Here is a 19,159-nt window from a genome sequence, read left to right on the forward strand (position 1 = left end):
GCTGCCGGTCCGGACTGACACTAGGTGGCCGGAAAGCGACTGCGAAGTGTACGTTTCATCCATCTGAACCGGTTCGGGATGGAGGGAACGCACACCATGCCGGACACAACAGCACCATCAGCACCGTTCGCACCAGCGGTCCCGCCCACCCCACCGGTCCCGCTGTCGGCCCTGCTGGCCCGCGAGGACCTGGCCCTGCGCCAGATCGCGGGCCCGTCCGACCCCGGCCTGGTGATCCACTGGGCGCACACCTCGGAGATGGCCGACCCGTATCCGTACCTGCTGGGCGGCGAGCTGCTGCTGACGGCCGGGGTGCACATCCCGGAGGCGGCGGGCTCGGGCACGTACTTCGACGACTATGTCTCCCGGATCGTGGCCGCGGGCGGCGCGGCCCTCGGCTTCGGGCTGGCGCCGGTGCACGACACGGTGCCGCGCGCCCTGGTCGCGGCCTGCGACGCCTATGAACTGCCGCTCCTCGAGGTCCCCCCGCAGACCACGTTCTCGGGCGTGGCCCGCGCGGTCTGGCAGCTGATGGCCCAGGCCCGCCTGGCCGAGCTCCGCCGCGTCACGGAGGCCCAGCAGAGCCTGGCCGCCGCGGCCTCCCGTCCCGACCCGGTCCCCTCGGTGCTGCGCCAGCTGGCCCAGCGGGTGAGCGGCTGGGCGGTGCTGTACGGCCCGGACGGCACGGAGATCGCCTCGGCGGGACAGGCCCCCGCCGACCAGGCGCACACCGCGCTGGCGCGGCTCGCGCGGGTCGTCACCAGCCGGCCGTCCTCCACCGCCACCGACACCGGGGCCGGTGCTCATCTCGCGGCCTACGCCCTCGGCACGGGGCAGGGCTTCGTGCTCGGGGTCGCGGCGCCGCAGCGTGATCCGGGTGACCACACCATCGCCTCCGTGGGCGCCGTGCTGCTCTCCCTCCTCACCGGCGAGCACCAGAGCGGCACGGGTGCGGCCCGCTCGTCGGCGCTCGTACGACTGCTGCTGGGCGCCGAGCCGCGGACGGTGGCCCCGCTGCTGGGGGCCGAGCGCTGGACCGTCGTACACGCCCGTCCGGACACCCAGGCCGCCGACCCGGTGGCCGCCTCCGCGCTGGGCGCGGCGCTCGGGTCCGCGCTGGTCGACCTCGCCGACGGCGTCGTACGGATCCTGGTGCCCGCCGACCGCGAACCGGCCGCGCAGCCCGGCTGGACGCTGGGCGTGAGCGCGGCCGTCGCGCCGCCGGACTGGCCGGCCGCCGACACCCAGGCGGCCCGCGCCCTGGCCCGCGCCCGGGCCACCCGCGCCCCGCTGGTCCGCCACGGCACCCGCCCCGGCCTCACGGAACTGGTCCCGCACGACGAGGCGGCGGCGCACGCCCGCACCCTCCTCGCCCCGATCGCCGCCACCCCCGCCCTCACCGAGACCCTGCGCACCTGGCTGTCCCTGCACGGCAGTTGGGACCGTACGGCGGTGGCCCTGGCGGTGCACCGCAACACCGTGCGGCAACGGATCGCCCGGTGTGCGGCGCTGCTGGCGGCCGACTTGGACGACCCGGACGTACGGATGGAACTCTGGTTCGCCCTCAAGTCGCGGTGACCGGCGTGACGCGTGTCCCAGCGTGCGGGACGCCGGGTGTCGGCACGGCCCGCTGCCTCACAATGGGAACCATGCCGATACCCGGGACACCCAGCCGCGCCGAACTCGTCGACCACCTCGTACGGACGCGCATCGCGGGCGACGTCGCCACCCCCCGCGAGAACAACCTCTCCCACTACCGCAAGCTGGCCAACGGCGACCGCAACTACTGGCTCGGGCTGGAACTCGGCGACCGCTGGAGCGACGAGCAGGACGTGCTCGCGGTGATGGCGGAGCGGGCCGGCGTCAACGACGACCCCGAGTACCGGTTCGGACAGGACACCATCGACCCCGAGTTGACCGTCGCCGCCCTGGAGCGGCTGGCGGGCCGGCTGCGCAAGGCGGCCGAGGGCGGTCAGCGGGTTCTGTTCGCCACCGGTCACCCGGGCGGCCTCCTCGACGTGCACCGCGCGACGGCCGCCGCGCTGCGCACCTCGGGCTGCGAGATCGTCGTCATCCCGGACCGGCTGCAGACCGACGAGGGCTACGTCATGCAGTTCGCGGACGTGGCGGTGCTGGAGCACGGCGCCACCCTCTGGCACACCCACTCGGGCGACCCGATGCGCGCGATCCTCACGGGTCTCGAGCGCGAGGGCCGTCCCCTCCCCGACCTGGTCGTCGCCGACCACGGCTGGGCCGGTTACGCAGGACAGCACGGCATCGACTCCGTCGGCTACGCCGACTGCAACGACCCGGCCCTGTTCCTCGCCGAGTCGGAGGGCACTCTCCAGGTGGCGGTGCCACTGGATGACCACGTCCTCAGCCCGCGGTACTACGACCCGATGACGGTGTATCTGCTGACGGAAGCGGGCCTGGCGTAGCAAGCCGGGGCCCGCTCAGGGCGGTTCACGCCCAACCGCCGTGAAATGCCGCGATGTGCGGCCCCGGTGACGGAGCCGCACATCGCGCCTTTACTGCTGTCGGATCTGTGACGTCAGTGGCCGCCACCGCCGCCACCGCCACCACCGTGACCGCCACCGCCACCGCCGTGACCGCCACCGCCATGGCCGCCGCCACCGTGACCGCCACCGCCATGGCCGCCGCCACCATGGCCGCCGCCACCATGGCCGCCGCCACCGTGACCGCCACCACCATGGCCGCCGCCGTAACCGCCGCCGTGGTCGCCGTAGCCGCCACCACCGTGACCACCGCCGTGGTCGCCGTAGCCGCCGTGGTCGCCGCCGTAGCCGCCGCCGTAGCCGCCGCCATAGCCGCCGTAGCCGTCGTCATCGTCGTCGTTCCAGCCGCCGTGGCTGGAGTAGTTGGAGTCGTGGCTCGGGGCGGCCGCAGAAGCGGTGCCCGCCGCGCCGATCGCGGCGCCGCCGGCCATGAGCACACCGGCAGCGGACGCCGCGATGAGGCGCCTCGCACGTTGGGCTTGCATGAGAAAACCTCGATCCATCGTTTCTCGCGGCTCAAGAAGAACGCACGAGGGTGATGGCCGCAGCCGCGAAGAAATGCGGCACGGTCTCGGTGTCACCGCTGTTCATGAAAGGCACGGACGCCGACGCCTCCAGAAGGCGAGTACTGCGGCTGTGGTCCCGCGCCACCGGAACCACGTCGGCCGGGCGTGCCGTGCGCTGCGGCGCTTTCACTCATAGAGCCTAGTCCCGCACATGCAACTCGTCATCTCGGGGAGTGGCCCGCCTCGGGTCCTACCGAGGGACGCGGACCACGCCCTCCTGGATCACCGAGATGGCGAGCCGTCCGTCCTGCGTGTAGATCCGGGCCTGGCCCAGGCCACGACCGCCGTACGCCGATGGCGACTCCTGGTCGTAGAGGAGCCATTCGTCGGCGCGGAACGGGCGGTGGAACCACATCGCGTGGTCCAGGGAGGCCCCGACGACGTCGCCGATCGCCCAGCCGCCGCGGCCGTGCGCCAGCAGGACCGAGTCGAGGAGTGTCATGTCGGAGACGTAGGTGGCGAGGACGACGTGCAGGAGCGGGGCGTCGATGACTCCGTCGAGCTTGCCATTGGTGCGAAACCACACCTGGGAGTGCGGCTCGCGCGGCTCGCCGAACTTCCCGTACGGCGGCTCGTCGACGTAGCGCAGGTCGATCGCCTCGCGCGCCTCGAGGAATCTCTCCACCACCTCGGGGTCGAGGTGGTCGTAGCCGGTCAGCCGCTCCTGGGAGGTGGGCAGCGTGGCCGGGTCGGGCGCGGCCGGCATCGGGGCCTGGTGGTCGAGACCGTCCTCGTGCGTCTGGAAGGACGCCGAGAGGCTGAAGATCGGCTTGCCGTGCTGGACGGCGACGACGCGGCGCGTGGTGAACGAGCGGCCGTCGCGGGTGCGGTCGACGTTGTAGACGATGGGCGCACCGGCGTCACCCTGCCGCAGGAAGTACGCGTGCAGGGAGTGCGGGAGGCGGTCCGTGGGGACCGTCCGCCCGGCGGCGACCAGCGCCTGGGCCGCGACCTGCCCACCGAAGACGCGCGGGACGACGGCGGACCGGGACTGGCCGCGGAAGATGTTCTCCTCGATCTGCTCGAGGTCGAGCAGATCGAGGAGAGACTGAAGTGCCTGACTCATGCAGCCATTTCTACCGGCGGGTAATTTCGCGGACCTTACAGGCCCATGTCCTTCGCGATGATCGACTTCATGATCTCGCTGGTGCCACCGTAGATGCGGTTGACGCGGTTGTCCGCGTACAGGCGGGCGATCGGGTACTCGTTCATGAAGCCGTAGCCGCCGTGCAGCTGGAGGCAGCGGTCGATCACACGGTGCGCGACCTCGGTGCAGAACAGCTTGGCGCTGGCGGCCTCGGCCGGGGTCAGCTCACCGGCGTCCAGGGCCTCCGTGGCGCGGTCGGCGACGGCCTCGGCCGCGTCCACCTCGGCCTGGCAGGCGGCCAGCTCGAACTTGGTGTTCTGGAAGGACGCGACGGTCTGACCGAAGACGGTGCGCTGCTGGACGTACTCCTTGGCGAACCGGACGGCGGCCTTGGCCTGCGCGTACGCGCCGAAGGCGATGCCCCAGCGCTCGGAGGCGAGGTTGTGGCCGAGGTAGTAGAAGCCCTTGTTCTCCTCGCCGAGCAGGTCCTCGACGGGCACCTTGACGTCGACGAACGCCAGCTCGGCCGTGTCGGAGGTCTTCAGGCCGAGCTTGTCCAGCTTGCGGCCGACGGAGTAGCCCTCGGCCTTGGTGTCCACGACGAACAACGAGATGCCGTGGCGGCGGTCCTCGGCGGTGGGCGCGGAGGTGCGGGCGCAGACGATCATGCGGTCGGCGTGCACGCCACCGGTGATGAAGGTCTTGGCGCCGTTGAGGACGTAGTGCGTGCCGTCCTCGGAGAGCTTGGCGGTGGTCTTCATGCCCGCGAGGTCGGAGCCGGTGCCCGGCTCGGTCATCGCGATGGCCCACATCTCCTCGCCGGAGACGAACTTCGGGAGGTAGCGCTTCTTCTGCTCGTCGGTGGCGAGCAGCTTGATGTAGGGCAGGCCGAGCAGGACGTGCACGCCGGAGCCGCCGAAGGCGACACCCGCGCGGGCGGTCTCCTCGTACAGGACGGCCTCGAACTTGTACGAGTCGATGCCGGCGCCGCCGTACTCCTCGTCGACGCGGATGCCGAAGACGCCCAGCTCGGCGAGCTTGTAGTAGAAGTCGCGCGGCGCCTGGCCCGCGGCGAACCACTCGTCGTAGACGGGGACGACCTCGGCCTCGATGAAGGCCCGGATGGTCTCCCGGAACGCCTCGTGATCCTCGTTGAACACCGTACGGCGCACGCCGCCACCTCCACGTCTTTGCCGTCGTCGGCTGTCTAAGCGCTTGCTCATACAACCGTACCGGCCAGTAGGGACGGGCGTCGAGAGAGGTGGGCCGTAACGCTCGTCACGCCCGTTCGGATCACTCCGTATCGGCCGCCGCCCCCAGCGCCCCCCGCGCCATCCGGTGCAGCAGCTCCGCCGTCGCCCCCCGCCCCGGCAGGGAACCCGGGCGGCCCAGGTGGGGCGTCGAGTTCAGCAGGCCGAAGACGGAGTGCACCGCCGAGCGGGCCGTCGGCTCGGTCAGCGCCGGGTACACCTCGCGGACGAGCTCGACCCACAGCTCGACGTACTGCCGCTGCAGCTGTCGCACCAGCTTGCGGTCACTGTCGCGGAGGCGGTCCAGCTCGCGGTCGTGCAGGGTGATGAGGGGGCGGTCGTCGAGCGCGAAGTCGATGTGCCCCTCGATGAGTGAGTCGAGGACCGCCTCGGGGGGTACCCCGTCGGCTTCCTTCAGGCGCTGCTTCGCGCCGGTCAGCAGCTGACCGCTGATGCCGACCAGCAGCTCCGCGAGCATCGCGTCCTTGCCCGGGAAATGCCGGTAGAGGCCGGGACCGCTGATGCCGACCGCGGCGCCTATCTCGTCGACTCCGACGCCATGGAAGCCGCGCTCGGCGAACAGCCGCGCGGCCTCCCTGAGGATCTGCTCGCGACGGGTGGGGGCGTCGGTTCTGGTGGCCATGGAATCAATTCTAGACAGGGAGGTTAGCGGTCGTTAACCTGAAGGAAATGGTTAACGCTCATTAACAGACGATCGCTGGGTGAGGGGACCGCAGAATGCGAGAGGCACCGGAGCTGACGAGCGCGGCAGACCCCGCGTCGGAGGCCTGGCGGGCCAACGAGGAGGCGCACCGCGCCCTCGTGCAGGAGCTGCGCGGCAAACTGGCCGCGGCCCGGCTGGGCGGCGGTGAGAAGGCTCGGGCGAGGCACACCGCGCGCGGGAAGCTGCTGCCGCGGGATCGTGTGGACACCCTCCTGGACCCCGGCTCGCCCTTCCTGGAGCTGGCCCCCCTCGCCGCCGACGGGCTGTACGACGGCCAGGCCCCGGCCGCCGGTGTCATCGCCGGGATCGGGCGGGTCAGCGGACGCGAGTGCGTGATCGTCGCCAATGACGCCACCGTCAAGGGCGGCACGTACTACCCGATGACGGTGAAGAAGCATCTGCGCGCCCAGGAGGTCGCGCTCGAGAACCGCCTGCCCTGCGTCTACCTCGTGGACTCCGGAGGGGCCTTCCTGCCCATGCAGGACGAGGTCTTCCCCGACCGCGAGCACTTCGGGCGGATCTTCTACAACCAGGCGCGGATGTCCGGCGCCGGGATCCCGCAGATCGCCGCCGTGCTCGGGTCGTGCACGGCCGGCGGGGCGTACGTCCCGGCGATGAGCGACGAGGCCGTGATCGTCCGTAACCAGGGCACGATCTTCCTGGGCGGTCCGCCCCTGGTGAAGGCCGCCACCGGCGAGGTCGTCACCGCCGAGGAGCTCGGCGGCGGCGAGGTCCACGCGCGTGTGTCGGGCGTGACCGACCATCTCGCCGAGGACGACGCCCACGCCCTGCGGATCGTGCGGAACATCGCCGCCACCCTCCCCGCGCGCGGGGCGCCGCCCTGGGAGGTCACGGCGGCCGTCGAACCGAAGGTGGACCCGTACGGGCTGTACGGCGCGGTGCCCGTCGACTCCCGCACCCCCTACGACGTGCGCGAGATCATCGCGCGCGTGGCCGACGGATCGAGGTTCGCCGAGTTCAAGGCGGAGTTCGGGCAGACCCTCGTCACCGGCTTCGCCCGGATCCACGGCCACCCGGTCGGGATCGTCGCCAACAACGGCATCCTCTTCTCCGAGTCCGCCCAGAAGGGCGCCCATTTCATCGAGCTGTGCGACCAGCGCGGCATCCCGCTGGTGTTCCTGCAGAACATCTCCGGCTTCATGGTCGGCAAGGACTACGAGGCGGGCGGCATCGCCAAGCACGGCGCCAAGATGGTGACGGCCGTGGCGTGCACGCGCGTGCCGAAGCTGACGGTGGTCGTCGGCGGGTCGTACGGCGCGGGCAACTACTCGATGTGCGGACGGGCGTACTCGCCGCGCTTCCTGTGGATGTGGCCCAACGCCAAGATCTCCGTCATGGGCGGTGAGCAGGCCGCCTCCGTCCTCGCGACCGTCAAGCGGGACCAGCTGGAGGCACGCGGGGAGTCCTGGCCGCCGGCGGAGGAGGAGTCCTTCAAGGACCCGATCCGCGCCCAGTACGAGCGCCAGGGCAACGCGTACTACGCCACCGCCCGGCTCTGGGACGACGGCGTGATCGACCCGATGGAGACCCGGCAGGTGCTGGGCCTGGCCCTGACCGCGTGCGCCAACGCGCCCTTGGGCGAGCCCGCCTTCGGCGTCTTCCGGATGTGAGGGGACCACAGACCATGTTCGACACAGTCCTTGTGGCCAACCGGGGCGAGATCGCCGTGCGCGTCATCCGGACGCTGCGCGCGCTCGGTGTGCGCTCCGTGGCCGTCTTCTCCGACGCCGACGCGGACGCCCGGCACGTCCGGGAGGCCGACACGGCGGTACGGATCGGTCCGGCGCCGGCCGCCGAGAGCTATCTGTCCGTGGAGCGGCTGCTGGAAGCGGCGGCCCGGACGGGGGCCCAAGCGGTCCACCCCGGGTACGGGTTCCTCGCGGAGAACGCTGCGTTCGCGCGCGCGTGCGTCGACGCGGGGCTGGTCTTCATCGGGCCCCCGGCGGACGCGATCTCCCTCATGGGCGACAAGATCCGCGCCAAGGAGACCGTGCAGGCAGCCGGAGTGCCGGTCGTGCCCGGGTCGAGCGGCAGCGGGCTGACCGATGCCCAACTGGCCGACGCGGCCGGAGAGATCGGCATGCCGGTGCTGCTGAAGCCCAGCGCGGGCGGCGGCGGCAAGGGCATGCGGCTCGTGCGGGACCCCTCGGTCCTGGCCGACGAGATCGCCGCCGCCCGCCGCGAGGCCCGCGCCTCCTTCGGCGACGACACGCTGCTCGTCGAGCGGTGGATCGACCGGCCCCGGCACATCGAGATCCAGGTCCTGGCGGACGCCCACGGGAACGTGGTGCATCTCGGCGAGCGCGAGTGTTCCCTCCAGCGCCGGCACCAGAAGATCATCGAGGAGGCGCCGAGCGTGCTCCTGGACTCCGGCACACGTGAGGCGATGGGCGAGGCGGCCGTGCAGGCGGCCCGTTCCTGCGGCTACCGGGGCGCGGGCACGGTGGAGTTCATCGTCCCGGGCGAGGACCCGTCGTCGTACTACTTCATGGAGATGAACACCCGCCTCCAGGTGGAGCATCCGGTCACCGAGTTGGTGACCGGGATCGACCTGGTGGAGTGGCAGCTGAGGGTGGCGGGGGGCGAGCGGCTGACGTTCGCTCAGGACGAGATCCGGCTGACGGGTCACGCCGTCGAGGCCCGCGTCTGCGCCGAAGACCCCTCGCGCGGTTTCCTCCCCTCGGGCGGCACCGTGCTGAGGCTCCACGAACCTGAGGGCAACGGCATCCGCACCGACTCCGGGCTCAGCGAGGGCACCGAGGTCGGGAGCCTGTACGACCCGATGCTGTCCAAGGTCATCGCGTACGGCCCGGACCGTCCCACCGCGCTCAGGAAACTCCGGGCCGCCCTCGCGGAGACGGTCACGCTGGGGGTGCCGACCAACGCGGGGTTCCTGCGTCGGCTGCTGGCCCATCCGGCGGTCGTCGCGGGCGAGTTGGACACCGGACTGGTCGAGCGTGTGGCGGCGGAGCTCGTCCCCACCGAGGTACCCGAAGAGGTCTACGAGGCGGCGGCGGCCGTACGCCTCGACGCCCTGTCCCCGAAGGGCGAGGGCTGGACCGACCCGTTCTCGGTGCCGAGCGGGTGGCGGCTGGGCGGGGAGCCCAGGCCCGTCGGCTTCCACCTGCGGGTGCAGGACCCGGTGGAATGCGTCCCGCGTGGCACGCACACCGTCACCGAGGAGCAGGTCTCCGTGACCCTGGACGGCGTCCGCCACACCTTCCACCGCGCCGCCGACTGGCTGGGCCGCGACGGCGACGCCTGGCACGTGCGCGACCACGACCCGGTCGCCGCGTCCCTCAACCGGGCCGCGCACTCCGGCGCCGACTCGCTCACCGCCCCCATGCCGGGCACGGTCACGGTCGTGAAGGTCGCCGTCGGGGACGAGGTGATCGCCGGTCAGAGCCTGCTGGTGGTCGAGGCGATGAAGATGGAACACGTCATCTCCGCCCCGCACGCCGGCACGGTCGCCGAGCTCGACGTCTCGCCGGGCACGACGGTCGCCATGGACCAGGTGCTCGCCGTCATCGCACCGCACGAGGAGGCGGAATGACCGTCCAGGAACTGCCCATGGTCGTACCGGCGCCGGACCTGCCCGCGCGGGTACGGATCCACGAGGTCGGCGCGCGTGACGGCCTGCAGAACGAGAAGTCGACCGTGCCGACCGAGGTGAAGGCGGAGTTCGTCCGCCGTCTGGCCGACGCGGGTCTGAGCACGATCGAGGCGACCAGCTTCGTCCACCCGAAGTGGGTGCCTCGACTCGCCGACGCCGAGGAGCTGTTCCCGCTGGTCGCCGGCCTGCCGGTGGCGCTGCCGGTGCTCGTGCCCAACGAGCGCGGCCTGGAGCGCGCCCTGGCGCTGGGCGCGCGCCGGGTCGCCGTGTTCGCCAGTGCCACCGAGTCCTTCGCGAAGGCCAACCTCAACCGGACGATGGACGAGGCGCTGGCGATGTTCGAGCCGGTGGTCGCACGGGCGAGGGCCGAGGGCGGGCACGTACGCGGCTATCTCTCCATGTGCTTCGGCGACCCGTGGGAGGGCGCGGTCCCCGTCCACCAGGTGGTGCGGGTGTGCAAGGCCCTGCTGGACATGGGCTGCGACGAACTGAGCCTCGGGGACACCATCGGGGTGGCGACCCCGGGCCATGTGCTGGAACTGCTCGCCGCGCTCAACGAACAGGGCGTCTCCACGGACGTGCTGGGCGTGCACTTCCACGACACCTACGGCCAGGCCCTCGCCAACACCCTGGCCGCGCTCCAGCACGGCGTCACCACCGTCGACGCCTCCGCCGGGGGCCTCGGCGGCTGCCCCTACGCCAAGTCCGCGACCGGCAACCTCGCCACCGAGGACCTCGTGTGGATGCTGCGGGGCCTCGGCATCGACACCGGAGTCGACCTCGGCCGTCTCGTCGCCACAAGCGTGTGGATGGCCGACCGACTGGGCCGACCCAGCCCGTCCCGCACCGTACGAGCCCTCTCCCACCAGGAGCAGTGAACGCGATGGACCACAAGCTCTCCCCCGAACTCGAGGAACTCCGCCGTACGGTGGAGGAGTTCGCCCACGACGTCGTGGCGCCCAAGATCGGTGACTTCTACGAGCGGCACGAGTTCCCGTACGAGATCGTCCGCGAGATGGGCCGCATGGGTCTGTTCGGGCTGCCGTTCCCCGAGGAGTACGGCGGCATGGGCGGCGACTATCTCGCCCTCGGCATCGCACTCGAGGAACTGGCCCGGGTCGACTCGTCGGTGGCCATCACGCTCGAAGCCGGGGTCTCCCTGGGCGCGATGCCGATCCACCTCTTCGGTACCCAGGCCCAGAAGCGGGAGTGGCTCCCCCGTCTCTGCTCCGGCGAGATCCTCGGCGCGTTCGGCCTCACGGAGCCGGACGGCGGCTCGGACGCGGCCGCGACCCGGACGACGGCGCGGCTGGACCCGGAGACGGACGAGTGGGTGATCAACGGCAGCAAGTGCTTCATCACCAACTCCGGTACGGACATCACGGGTCTGGTGACGGTCACGGCGGTCACGGGCCGCAATCCGGACGGAAAGCCCCTGATCTCCGCGATCATCGTCCCGTCCGGCACGCCCGGTTTCACGGTCGCGGCCCCCTACTCGAAGGTCGGCTGGAACGCCTCGGACACCCGCGAGCTGTCCTTCTCGGACGTCCGCGTCCCGGCCGCGAACCTGCTGGGCGAGCAGGGCCGGGGCTACGCGCAGTTCCTGCGCATCCTCGACGAGGGCCGCATCGCCATCGCCGCCCTCGCGACCGGCCTTGCCCAGGGCTGTGTGGACGAGTCGGTGAAATACGCGAAGGAGCGCCACGCCTTCGGCCGCCCGATCGGCGCCAACCAGGCCATCCAGTTCAAGATCGCCGACATGGAGATGAAGGCCCACACCGCCCGCCTCGCCTGGCGCGACGCGGCCTCCCGCCTGGTGACCGGCGACCCCTTCAAGAAGGAGGCGGCCCTCGCCAAGCTCTACTCCTCCACGATCGCCGTGGACAACGCCCGCGACGCCACCCAGATCCACGGCGGCTACGGCTTCATGAACGAGTATCCGGTGGCCCGCATGTGGCGCGATTCCAAGATCCTTGAGATCGGCGAGGGCACGAGTGAGGTCCAGCGCATGCTGATCGCCCGGGAGTTGGGGCTGGTGGGCTGAGTCGGCGAGCGGGCGGCACTGCCGCCCGCGGCCGGTGGCCAACTCGCGGACCGCGAACGGGAATCGGACGGAGAGGGCCACGCACAGGCCCCTGACAGATTCGAACGGAAGCCCCCGCCCCCTGGACAGGAGCTGAGGTTAGGCTAACCTACCTTCGAATCGTCCGGCGGTGATCCGCCCTGTTCGAAAGCAGCGTAGCCATGTCCAATGCCAGAGCCCCCCACCTCACTCGCCGCGGCATCCTCGCCGCGGGCGGCGTCCTCGGCCTCGGTGCCGTGCTCGCGGCGTGCGGGGACGACGACGCGAAAAGCGGTGGCTCGGACGACAAGACGGCCGCCGCCAAGTCCGGTCCCTGGACGTTCAAGGACGACCGCGGCACGACGGTGAAGCTCGACAAGGCCCCCGCGAACATCGTCGCCTTCACCGGCGTCGGCGCCGCCCTGTACGACTACGGCATCTCGGTCAAGGGCGTCTTCGGCCCCACCAAGACCACGGACGGCAAGGCCGACGTCCAGGCCGGCGACATGGACATCAGCAAGGTCACGATCCTGGGCAACGTCTGGGACCAGTTCAACGTGGAGAAGTACGCGGCCCTCGCGCCGGACGTGCTGATCAGCACGATGTTCGACGGCGCCGGCACCCTCTGGTACGTCCCCGAGACCTCCAAGGACAAGATCGCCAAGCTCGCCCCGAGCGTCGGCATCTCCGTCTACGACCGCCAGCTCACCGCGCCGCTCCAGCGCATGTGGGAGCTGGCCGAGTCGCTCGGCGCGGACATGACGGCCGCCAAGGTCACCGACGCCAAGAAGCGCTTCGAGACGGCCGCCACCCGGCTGCGCGCGGCCGCCAAGGCCAAGCCCGACATCAAGGTGATGGCGGGTTCCGCGAGCCAGGAGCTGTTCTACGTCTCCGGCACCAACCTCTCCATCGACCTGGAGTACTTCAAGGCCCTCGGCGTGAACTTCGTCGAGCCCCCGGAGAGCGCCAAGAAGCAGGGCGGCGGCTGGTACGAGAGCCTCAGCTGGGAGAACGTCGACAAGTACGCGGCCGACATCATCATGATGGACGACCGCACCTCGACCATCCAGCCGGCCGACATCACCGAGGCCACCTGGAAGAAGCTGCCCGCGGTCAAGGCGGGCCAGGTCATCGCACGTTCGCCCGAGCCGATCCTGTCCTACGACAAGTGCGTGCCGCTGCTCGACAACCTCGCCGAAGCGCTCGAGAACGCGAAGAAGGTCAGCTGACCCCCCAACCTTCCTGAGCATCAGGAGCACTCATGACCACGGCCGTAGCCGCCCCGTTCCGTTTCTTCTCCCTCCAGGTCGTACGGACGAGGCGGCTCGGCCCGTCCCTGGTCCGTGTCACCTTCGCCGGGCCCGACCTCGCGTTCTTCCACTCGCACGGGCGCGACCAGAGCCTGTCCCTGTTCCTGCCGCACCCCGGCCAGAGCGAGCCCGCAGTCCCGGTGGAGCTGGGCGACGGTTGGTGGCAGGGCTGGCGGGAACTCCCCGACGACGTACGGGCGGTGATGCGTTCGTACACCCTGCGGGCCCTGCGGCGGGACGCGCTCGGGAACACGACCGAGATCGACATCGACTTCGTGCTGCACGGCATGGAGCCGGGCGCGACCGCCCCCGCGGGACCCGCCTCCCGCTGGGCGTCCCGGGCGAGCGCGGGCGACCGTGTCCAACTGCTCGGCCCGGCCCTCGCGGACAACCGCGCGATCCGCTTCCGCCCGCCCGAGGACACCGACCTGGTGCTGCTCTGGGGCGACGAGACCGCCCTCCCGGCCGCCTCGGCGATCCTCGAGTCGCTGCCGGCCGGCACCCGCGCCCGGGTGTGGCTGGAGGTGCACGACCCGGGCACCATCCAGGACCTGGCCACGCGGGCCGACGCCGAGATCACCTGGCTCGTCCAGGACGCAAGCAGCGCCGAGGGGTCCCCCATGGCCCTCGGCGCCCTACGCGCGGCCCAACTGCCGCCCGCCGAGCGGCCGTACGTCTGGATCGCGGGCGAGTCCGCCTGCGTGAAGCAACTGCGCCGTCACTTCGTCGGCGAGCGCGGCATCGACCGCCGCCGGGTCACCTTCGTGGGCTACTGGCGTCAGGGCCTGACCGAGGAACAGCTGCGCGAGCAGGAGTGACCGCGCCGACAGGAGTAACTAGGCCTGAAGTGATCGCGGTCACGGGAGAGTCGGCGTTTCAACCGAGTTAATTAGGTTAGGCTTACCTAAGTTGAAGCCCGGAACTTCGCCGCTCTCCCCGTCCCGCACGGACTCTTCCCCTCCGGAGGACCCCCACATGCGCTCGCACCTGCTCAATGACCTCACCGCGGAGGACTACCGTCGCTCCGTGACCGAAGGAGTCGAGCGGGTGGCGGCCAAACTCGCCACCACCGACCGGCCGTTCACCGGCATCACCGTCGACGCCCTCGCTCCCCGCATCGAGCAGATCGACCTCGACAAGCCGCTGCACGACACCTCCGCGGTCCTGGACGAGCTCGAGGAGGTCTACCTCCGCGACGCGGTCTACTTCCACCACCCCCGCTACCTCGCCCACCTCAACTGCCCGGTCGTCATCCCGGCCGTGCTCGGCGAGGCGGTCCTCTCCGCCGTCAACTCCTCCCTCGACACCTGGGACCAGTCGGCCGGCGGCACCCTCATCGAGCGCAAGCTCATCGACTGGACGGCCGCCCGCATCGGCCTCGGCCCCGCCGCGGACGGCGTGTTCACCTCCGGCGGCACCCAGTCCAACCTCCAGGCGCTGCTCCTGGCCCGCGAGGAGGCCAAGACCGACTCCCTGGCCCGACTGCGCGTCTTCGCCTCCGAGGTCAGCCACTTCAGCGTGCAGAAGTCGGCGAAACTCCTCGGGCTGAGCGCGGACGCGGTCGTGTCGATCCCCGTCGACACCGACAAGCGCATGCGGACCGTCGCGCTCGCCCATGAGCTGGACCGCTGCAGGAAGGACGGCCTCGTCCCCATGGCCGTCGTCGCCACCGGCGGCACCACCGACTTCGGCTCCATCGACCCGCTGCCCGAGATCGCCGAGCTGTGCGCCCAGTACGGCGTGTGGATGCACGTCGACGCCGCGTACGGCTGTGGCCTGCTCGCCTCGGTGAAGTACCGGGACCGCATCGACGGCATCGAGCGCGCCGACTCCGTCACCGTCGACTACCACAAGTCCTTCTTCCAGCCGGTGAGTTCCTCCGCCGTGCTGGTCCGCGACGCCGCCACCCTCCGCCACGCCACCTATCACGCGGAGTACCTCAACCCGCGCCGCATGGTGCAGGAACGTGTCCCCAACCAGGTGGACAAGTCCCTCCAGACCACCCGCCGCTTCGACGCGCTCAAGCTGTGGATGACGCTGCGGGTGATGGGCGCCGACGGCATCGGCGGCCTCTTCGACGAGGTCTGCGACCTCGCGGCGGAGGGCTGGCGGCTGCTGGCCGCCGACCCGCGCTTCGACGTGATCGTCCGGCCGTCCCTGTCCACCCTGGTCTTCCGCTACATCCCGGCCGCCGTCACCGACCCGGCCGAGATCGACCGCGCCAACCTGTACGCCCGCAAGGCCCTGTTCGCCTCCGGCGACGCGGTGGTCGCGGGCACCAAGGTCGCCGGCCGCCACTACCTGAAGTTCACCCTGCTCAACCCCGAGACCACGGCGGACGACATCGCCGCCGTCCTCGACCTGATCGCCGGCCACGCCGAGCAGTACCTGGGAGAGTCCCTTGACCGCGCTTCCTGAGCCCACTGATTCCGCACAGAAGACCTACGACTTCGTGGGGATCGGGCTCGGCCCCTTCAACCTCGGCCTGGCCTGCCTCACCGAGCCGATCGCCGAACTCGACGGCGTCTTCCTGGAGTCGAAGCCCGACTTCGAGTGGCACGCGGGCATGTTCCTCGACGGCGCCCACCTCCAGACTCCGTTCATGTCGGACCTGGTCACCCTCGCCGACCCGACCTCTCCGTACTCCTTCCTGAACTACCTGAAGGAGCGGGGCCGGCTGTACTCGTTCTACATCCGCGAGAACTTCTACCCCCTGCGGGTCGAGTACGACGACTACTGCCGCTGGGCCGCGAACAAACTGAGCGGCGTCCGCTTCGGCACGACGGTCACCGACGTGACGTACGAGGACGGGCACTACGTCGTACGGACGGCGGCCGGTGACACGTACCGCGCCCGCCACCTCGTCCTCGGCACCGGCACCCCGCCCCACGTCCCCGACGCCTGCCAGGGCCTGGGCGGCGACTTCATCCACAACTCCCGCTACCTGCAGCACAAGGCGGAGTTGCAGCGCAAGGAGTCGATCACGCTGGTCGGCAGCGGCCAGTCCGCCGCCGAGATCTACTACGACCTGCTCAGCGAGATCGACGTCCACGGCTACCAGCTGAACTGGGTCACCCGCTCCCCGCGCTTCTTCCCGCTGGAGTACACCAAGCTCACGCTGGAGATGACCTCCCCGGAGTACATCGACTACTTCCGCGAGCTGCCGGAGCACACCCGCTACCGCCTCACCGCCGAGCAGAAGGGCCTGTTCAAGGGCATCGACGGCGACCTGATCAACGAGATCTTCGACCTCCTCTACCAGAAGAACCTCGGCGGCCCGGTCCCCACCCGTCTGCTCACCAACTCCTCCCTGAACAGCGCGCGGTACGACAACGGCACGTACACCCTCGCCTTCCGCCAGGAGGAGCAGGAGAAGGACTACGACATCGAGTCCCAGGGCCTGATCCTGGCCACCGGCTACAAGTACGCCGAGCCGGAGTTCCTCGAGCCGGTCCGCGACCGCCTGCGCTACGACGCGCACGGCAACTTCGACGTCGCCCGCAACTACGCGATCGACGTGACGGGCCGGGGCGTCTTCCTCCAGAACGCCGGCGTCCACACGCACAGCATCACGTCCCCCGACCTGGGCATGGGCGCGTACCGGAACGCGTACATCATCCGTGAGCTGCTCGGCACCGAGTACTACCCGGTCGAGAAGACCATCGCCTTCCAGGAGTTCGCGATATGACCTTCACGATCCGCCCCCTCGACGCCCTGACGGACGCGGAGCTGCTGCACGGCTGGGTCACGCACCCCAAGGCGGCGTTCTGGATGATGCAGGACGCGAAACTGGAGGACGTCGAGCGGGCCTACATGGACATCGCGGCCGACGAGCATCACCACGCGTACCTCGGTCTGCACGACGGCGTCCCCGCCTTCCTGATGGAGAAGTACGACCCCGCCCACCGCGAGCTGGTCGGCCTGTACGAGCCGCGGCCCGGCGACGTCGGCATGCACTTCCTGGTGGCGCCGACCGACGCACCCGTGCACGGTTTCACCCGCGCGGTCATCACCGCCGTGATGGCCCATCTCTTCGAGGACCCGTCGACCGCCCGGGTCGTCGTCGAACCGGACGTACGCAACACGGCGGTTCACGCCCTCAACGAAGCCGTCGGGTTCGTGCCCGACCACGAGATCCAGAAGCCGGAGAAGAAGGCGTTGCTGAGCTTCTGCACCCGCGCGCGGTTCGTCACGGCGACGGCGGTGACGGCATGACCCTCTCCGACGCCGTGGCCCACCTCTCCCCCGAACACTGGGAGAAGGCCAACCGCCTCCTGATCCGCAAGGCCCTCGCCGAGTTCGCGCACGAGCGGCTCATCACGCCGGAGGCCACCGCCGACGGCCGCTTCGAGGTCCGCAGCGACGACGGTCTGACCCGGTACGGGTTCACCGCCGTCCGGCGGGCACTCGACCACTGGCAGGTCGACGCCGACTCGATCTCCCGTCATCGAGACGGCGTCGACCTCCCCCTCGCCGCCCTGGACTTCTTCATCGAGCTGAAGAAGTCCCTGGGGCTGAGCGACGAGATCCTCCCGGTGTACCTGGAGGAGATCTCCTCCACCCTCTCCGGCACCTGCTACAAGCTCACCAAGCCGCGGATCCCGTCCGCCGAGCTCGCGCGGAGCGGCTTCCAGGCGATCGAGACCGGCATGACCGAGGGCCACCCCTGCTTCGTCGCCAACAACGGACGGCTCGGCTTCGGCATCCACGAGTACCTGTCGTACGCCCCCGAGACCGCGAGCCCGGTCCGGCTGGTGTGGCTGGCCGCGCATCGCTCGCGGGCCGCGTTCACGGCGGGGGTCGGGATCGAGTACGAGTCCTTCCTGAGGGACGAGCTGGGAAGTGTGACGCTGAACCGTTTCCGCGCCACACTTTCCGACCAGGGCCTCGACCCCGCCGACTACCTCCTCATCCCCGTCCACCCCTGGCAGTGGTGGAACAAGCTCGCCGTCACCTTCGCCGCCGAGGTCGCCCGCCGGAACCTGGTCTGCCTGGGCGAGGGCGACGACGAGTACCTGGCCCAGCAGTCCATCCGGACCTTCTTCAACGCCTCCCACCCCGAGAAGCACTATGTGAAGACGGCCCTGTCCGTCCTCAACATGGGCTTCATGCGCGGGCTCTCGGCCGCGTACATGGAGGCGACCCCCGCGATCAACGACTGGCTCGCGCAGCTCATCGACAACGACCCGGTGCTGAAGTCGACCGGCCTGTCGATCATCCGCGAGCGGGCGGCCGTGGGCTACCGGCACCTGGAGTACGAGGCGGCCACGGACCGCTACTCGCCGTACCGCAAGATGCTCGCCGCGCTGTGGCGCGAGAGCCCGGTGCCGTCGCTCCAGGACGGCGAGTCCCTGGCCACCATGGCCTGCCTCGTCCACGTGGACGAGGACGGCGCCTCGATCGCGGGCGCGCTGATCGAGCAGTCGGGACTGACGCCGACGGAGTGGCTGCGCCGCTACCTGCGGGCGTACTACACCCCGCTGCTGCACAGCTTCTACGCCTACGACCTGGTGTTCATGCCGCACGGCGAGAACGTGATCCTCGTCCTCGAGGACGGTGTGGTGCAGCGCGCGATCTACAAGGACATCGCCGAGGAGATCGCGGTCATGGACCCGGACGCCGTGCTGCCGCCCGAGGTCCAGCGCATCCGCGTCGAGGTCCCCGAGGACAAGAAGCTCCTGTCGATCTTCACGGACGTCTTCGACTGCTACTTCCGCTTCCTCGCCGCCAACCTCGCCACCGAGGGAATCCTGGTGGAGGACGACTTCTGGCGCACGGTCGCGGACGTCACCCGCGAGTATCAGCGGGCGACCCCGGAACTGGCCGACAGGTTCCGTCAGTACGACATGTTCGCCCCCGAGTTCGCCCTCTCCTGCCTCAACCGGCTCCAGCTGCGCAACAACAAGCAGATGGTGGACCTGGCTGATCCGTCCGGCGCACTCCAGCTGATCGGCAACCTGGACAACCCGCTGGCGGGCCGGTAACGGTCCCTCACCGACGGACGGGCACC

Annotated in this window: 17 protein-coding genes; 12 read left to right on the forward strand and 5 right to left on the reverse strand. The window is 70.5% G+C overall.

From position 1 onward, the window contains the following. Window positions 1-78: 78 nt before the first annotated feature. Together ACFY16_RS02295 and ACFY16_RS02300 are read left to right on the forward strand one after the other, a co-directional pair. Window positions 79-1,578 (forward strand): PucR family transcriptional regulator ligand-binding domain-containing protein, encoded by a 1,500-nt coding sequence (locus ACFY16_RS02295; protein WP_390645177.1) that lies wholly within the window; start codon window positions 79-81, stop codon window positions 1,576-1,578. Window positions 1,579-1,649: 71 nt separating this feature from the next. Continuing rightward, complete coding sequence (locus tag ACFY16_RS02300) at window positions 1,650-2,438, forward strand: phosphatase (protein WP_390645178.1); 789 nt, start codon at window positions 1,650-1,652, stop codon at window positions 2,436-2,438. A gap of 113 nt (window positions 2,439-2,551) precedes the next feature. Here the strand turns inward: ACFY16_RS02300 and ACFY16_RS02305 are convergent, their stop codons facing one another. From ACFY16_RS02305 to ACFY16_RS02325, 5 genes are all read right to left on the reverse strand, one after another. Next, a complete protein-coding gene (locus ACFY16_RS02305; RefSeq protein WP_390645179.1) occupies window positions 2,552-3,001 on the reverse strand; it encodes a hypothetical protein in 450 nt (149 codons plus the stop codon). Between the two features lie 31 nt (window positions 3,002-3,032). After that, window positions 3,033-3,212: a hypothetical protein gene (locus ACFY16_RS02310; protein WP_390645180.1), complete on the reverse strand. Its 180-nt coding sequence runs from the start codon at window positions 3,210-3,212 to the stop codon at window positions 3,033-3,035. Window positions 3,213-3,272: 60 nt separating this feature from the next. Next, on the reverse strand, window positions 3,273-4,148 hold the full coding sequence (locus ACFY16_RS02315) for an acyl-CoA thioesterase (RefSeq protein WP_390645181.1): 876 nt from the start codon (window positions 4,146-4,148) through the stop codon (window positions 3,273-3,275). A gap of 35 nt (window positions 4,149-4,183) precedes the next feature. After that, window positions 4,184-5,341 (reverse strand): acyl-CoA dehydrogenase family protein, encoded by a 1,158-nt coding sequence (locus ACFY16_RS02320; RefSeq protein WP_390645182.1) that lies wholly within the window; start codon window positions 5,339-5,341, stop codon window positions 4,184-4,186. Window positions 5,342-5,462: 121 nt separating this feature from the next. After that, window positions 5,463-6,062 (reverse strand): TetR/AcrR family transcriptional regulator, encoded by a 600-nt coding sequence (locus ACFY16_RS02325; RefSeq protein WP_390645183.1) that lies wholly within the window; start codon window positions 6,060-6,062, stop codon window positions 5,463-5,465. A gap of 95 nt (window positions 6,063-6,157) precedes the next feature. On the opposite strand from ACFY16_RS02325, the gene ACFY16_RS02330 reads away from it, so the two are divergent. From ACFY16_RS02330 to ACFY16_RS02375, 10 genes are all read left to right on the forward strand, one after another. Beyond that, window positions 6,158-7,774, forward strand: coding sequence for a carboxyl transferase domain-containing protein (locus ACFY16_RS02330; RefSeq protein ID WP_390645184.1), 1,617 nt, complete (start codon window positions 6,158-6,160; stop codon window positions 7,772-7,774). A 14-nt stretch (window positions 7,775-7,788) separates the two neighbouring features. After that, the gene (locus tag ACFY16_RS02335) at window positions 7,789-9,717 is read left to right on the forward strand and encodes an acetyl/propionyl/methylcrotonyl-CoA carboxylase subunit alpha (protein WP_390645185.1); all 1,929 of its coding nucleotides are present in this window, start codon (window positions 7,789-7,791) and stop codon (window positions 9,715-9,717) included. Continuing rightward, complete coding sequence (locus ACFY16_RS02340; RefSeq protein ID WP_390645186.1) at window positions 9,714-10,655, forward strand: hydroxymethylglutaryl-CoA lyase; 942 nt, start codon at window positions 9,714-9,716, stop codon at window positions 10,653-10,655. The genes ACFY16_RS02335 and ACFY16_RS02340 overlap by 4 nt, the downstream gene beginning before the upstream one ends. A 5-nt stretch (window positions 10,656-10,660) precedes the next feature. Continuing rightward, a complete protein-coding gene (locus ACFY16_RS02345; RefSeq protein ID WP_390645187.1) occupies window positions 10,661-11,821 on the forward strand; it encodes an acyl-CoA dehydrogenase family protein in 1,161 nt (386 codons plus the stop codon). 200 nt (window positions 11,822-12,021) lie between these two features. Then, window positions 12,022-13,068, forward strand: a complete 1,047-nt coding sequence (locus ACFY16_RS02350; RefSeq protein ID WP_390645188.1) for an ABC transporter substrate-binding protein — start codon at window positions 12,022-12,024, stop codon at window positions 13,066-13,068. A 32-nt stretch (window positions 13,069-13,100) separates the two neighbouring features. Further along, entirely contained in the window at window positions 13,101-13,967 is an 867-nt protein-coding gene (locus ACFY16_RS02355) for a siderophore-interacting protein (protein WP_390645189.1), read from the forward strand. Between the two features lie 157 nt (window positions 13,968-14,124). Beyond that, the gene (desA, locus tag ACFY16_RS02360; RefSeq protein WP_390645190.1) at window positions 14,125-15,567 is read left to right on the forward strand and encodes a lysine decarboxylase DesA; all 1,443 of its coding nucleotides are present in this window, start codon (window positions 14,125-14,127) and stop codon (window positions 15,565-15,567) included. After that, window positions 15,551-16,837 (forward strand): lysine N(6)-hydroxylase/L-ornithine N(5)-oxygenase family protein, encoded by a 1,287-nt coding sequence (locus ACFY16_RS02365; protein ID WP_390645191.1) that lies wholly within the window; start codon window positions 15,551-15,553, stop codon window positions 16,835-16,837. The genes desA and ACFY16_RS02365 overlap by 17 nt, the downstream gene beginning before the upstream one ends. After that, the gene (locus tag ACFY16_RS02370; protein WP_390645192.1) at window positions 16,834-17,364 is read left to right on the forward strand and encodes a GNAT family N-acetyltransferase; all 531 of its coding nucleotides are present in this window, start codon (window positions 16,834-16,836) and stop codon (window positions 17,362-17,364) included. Before ACFY16_RS02365 ends, ACFY16_RS02370 begins: the two co-directional genes overlap by 4 nt. Further along, the gene (locus ACFY16_RS02375; RefSeq protein WP_390645193.1) at window positions 17,361-19,133 is read left to right on the forward strand and encodes an IucA/IucC family protein; all 1,773 of its coding nucleotides are present in this window, start codon (window positions 17,361-17,363) and stop codon (window positions 19,131-19,133) included. Before ACFY16_RS02370 ends, ACFY16_RS02375 begins: the two co-directional genes overlap by 4 nt. Window positions 19,134-19,159 lie beyond the last annotated feature (26 nt).

Origin of the sequence: Streptomyces sp. NPDC001315, assembly GCF_042896175.1 — a bacterium.
GTDB lineage: Bacteria > Actinomycetota > Actinomycetes > Streptomycetales > Streptomycetaceae > Streptomyces.

Coding starts and splice junctions, on each gene's coding strand:
- ACFY16_RS02295 (WP_390645177.1), top strand. CDS start 79: ATGGAGGGAACGCACACCATGCCGGACACAACAGCACCATCAGCACCG.
- ACFY16_RS02300 (WP_390645178.1), top strand. CDS start 1,650: ATGCCGATACCCGGGACACCCAGCCGCGCCGAACTCGTCGACCACCTC.
- ACFY16_RS02305 (WP_390645179.1), bottom strand. CDS start 3,001: ATGCAAGCCCAACGTGCGAGGCGCCTCATCGCGGCGTCCGCTGCCGGT.
- ACFY16_RS02315 (WP_390645181.1), bottom strand. CDS start 4,148: ATGAGTCAGGCACTTCAGTCTCTCCTCGATCTGCTCGACCTCGAGCAG.
- ACFY16_RS02325 (WP_390645183.1), bottom strand. CDS start 6,062: ATGGCCACCAGAACCGACGCCCCCACCCGTCGCGAGCAGATCCTCAGG.
- ACFY16_RS02330 (WP_390645184.1), top strand. CDS start 6,158: ATGCGAGAGGCACCGGAGCTGACGAGCGCGGCAGACCCCGCGTCGGAG.
- ACFY16_RS02335 (WP_390645185.1), top strand. CDS start 7,789: ATGTTCGACACAGTCCTTGTGGCCAACCGGGGCGAGATCGCCGTGCGC.
- ACFY16_RS02340 (WP_390645186.1), top strand. CDS start 9,714: ATGACCGTCCAGGAACTGCCCATGGTCGTACCGGCGCCGGACCTGCCC.
- ACFY16_RS02345 (WP_390645187.1), top strand. CDS start 10,661: ATGGACCACAAGCTCTCCCCCGAACTCGAGGAACTCCGCCGTACGGTG.
- ACFY16_RS02350 (WP_390645188.1), top strand. CDS start 12,022: ATGTCCAATGCCAGAGCCCCCCACCTCACTCGCCGCGGCATCCTCGCC.
- ACFY16_RS02355 (WP_390645189.1), top strand. CDS start 13,101: ATGACCACGGCCGTAGCCGCCCCGTTCCGTTTCTTCTCCCTCCAGGTC.
- desA (WP_390645190.1), top strand. CDS start 14,125: ATGCGCTCGCACCTGCTCAATGACCTCACCGCGGAGGACTACCGTCGC.
- ACFY16_RS02370 (WP_390645192.1), top strand. CDS start 16,834: ATGACCTTCACGATCCGCCCCCTCGACGCCCTGACGGACGCGGAGCTG.
- ACFY16_RS02375 (WP_390645193.1), top strand. CDS start 17,361: ATGACCCTCTCCGACGCCGTGGCCCACCTCTCCCCCGAACACTGGGAG.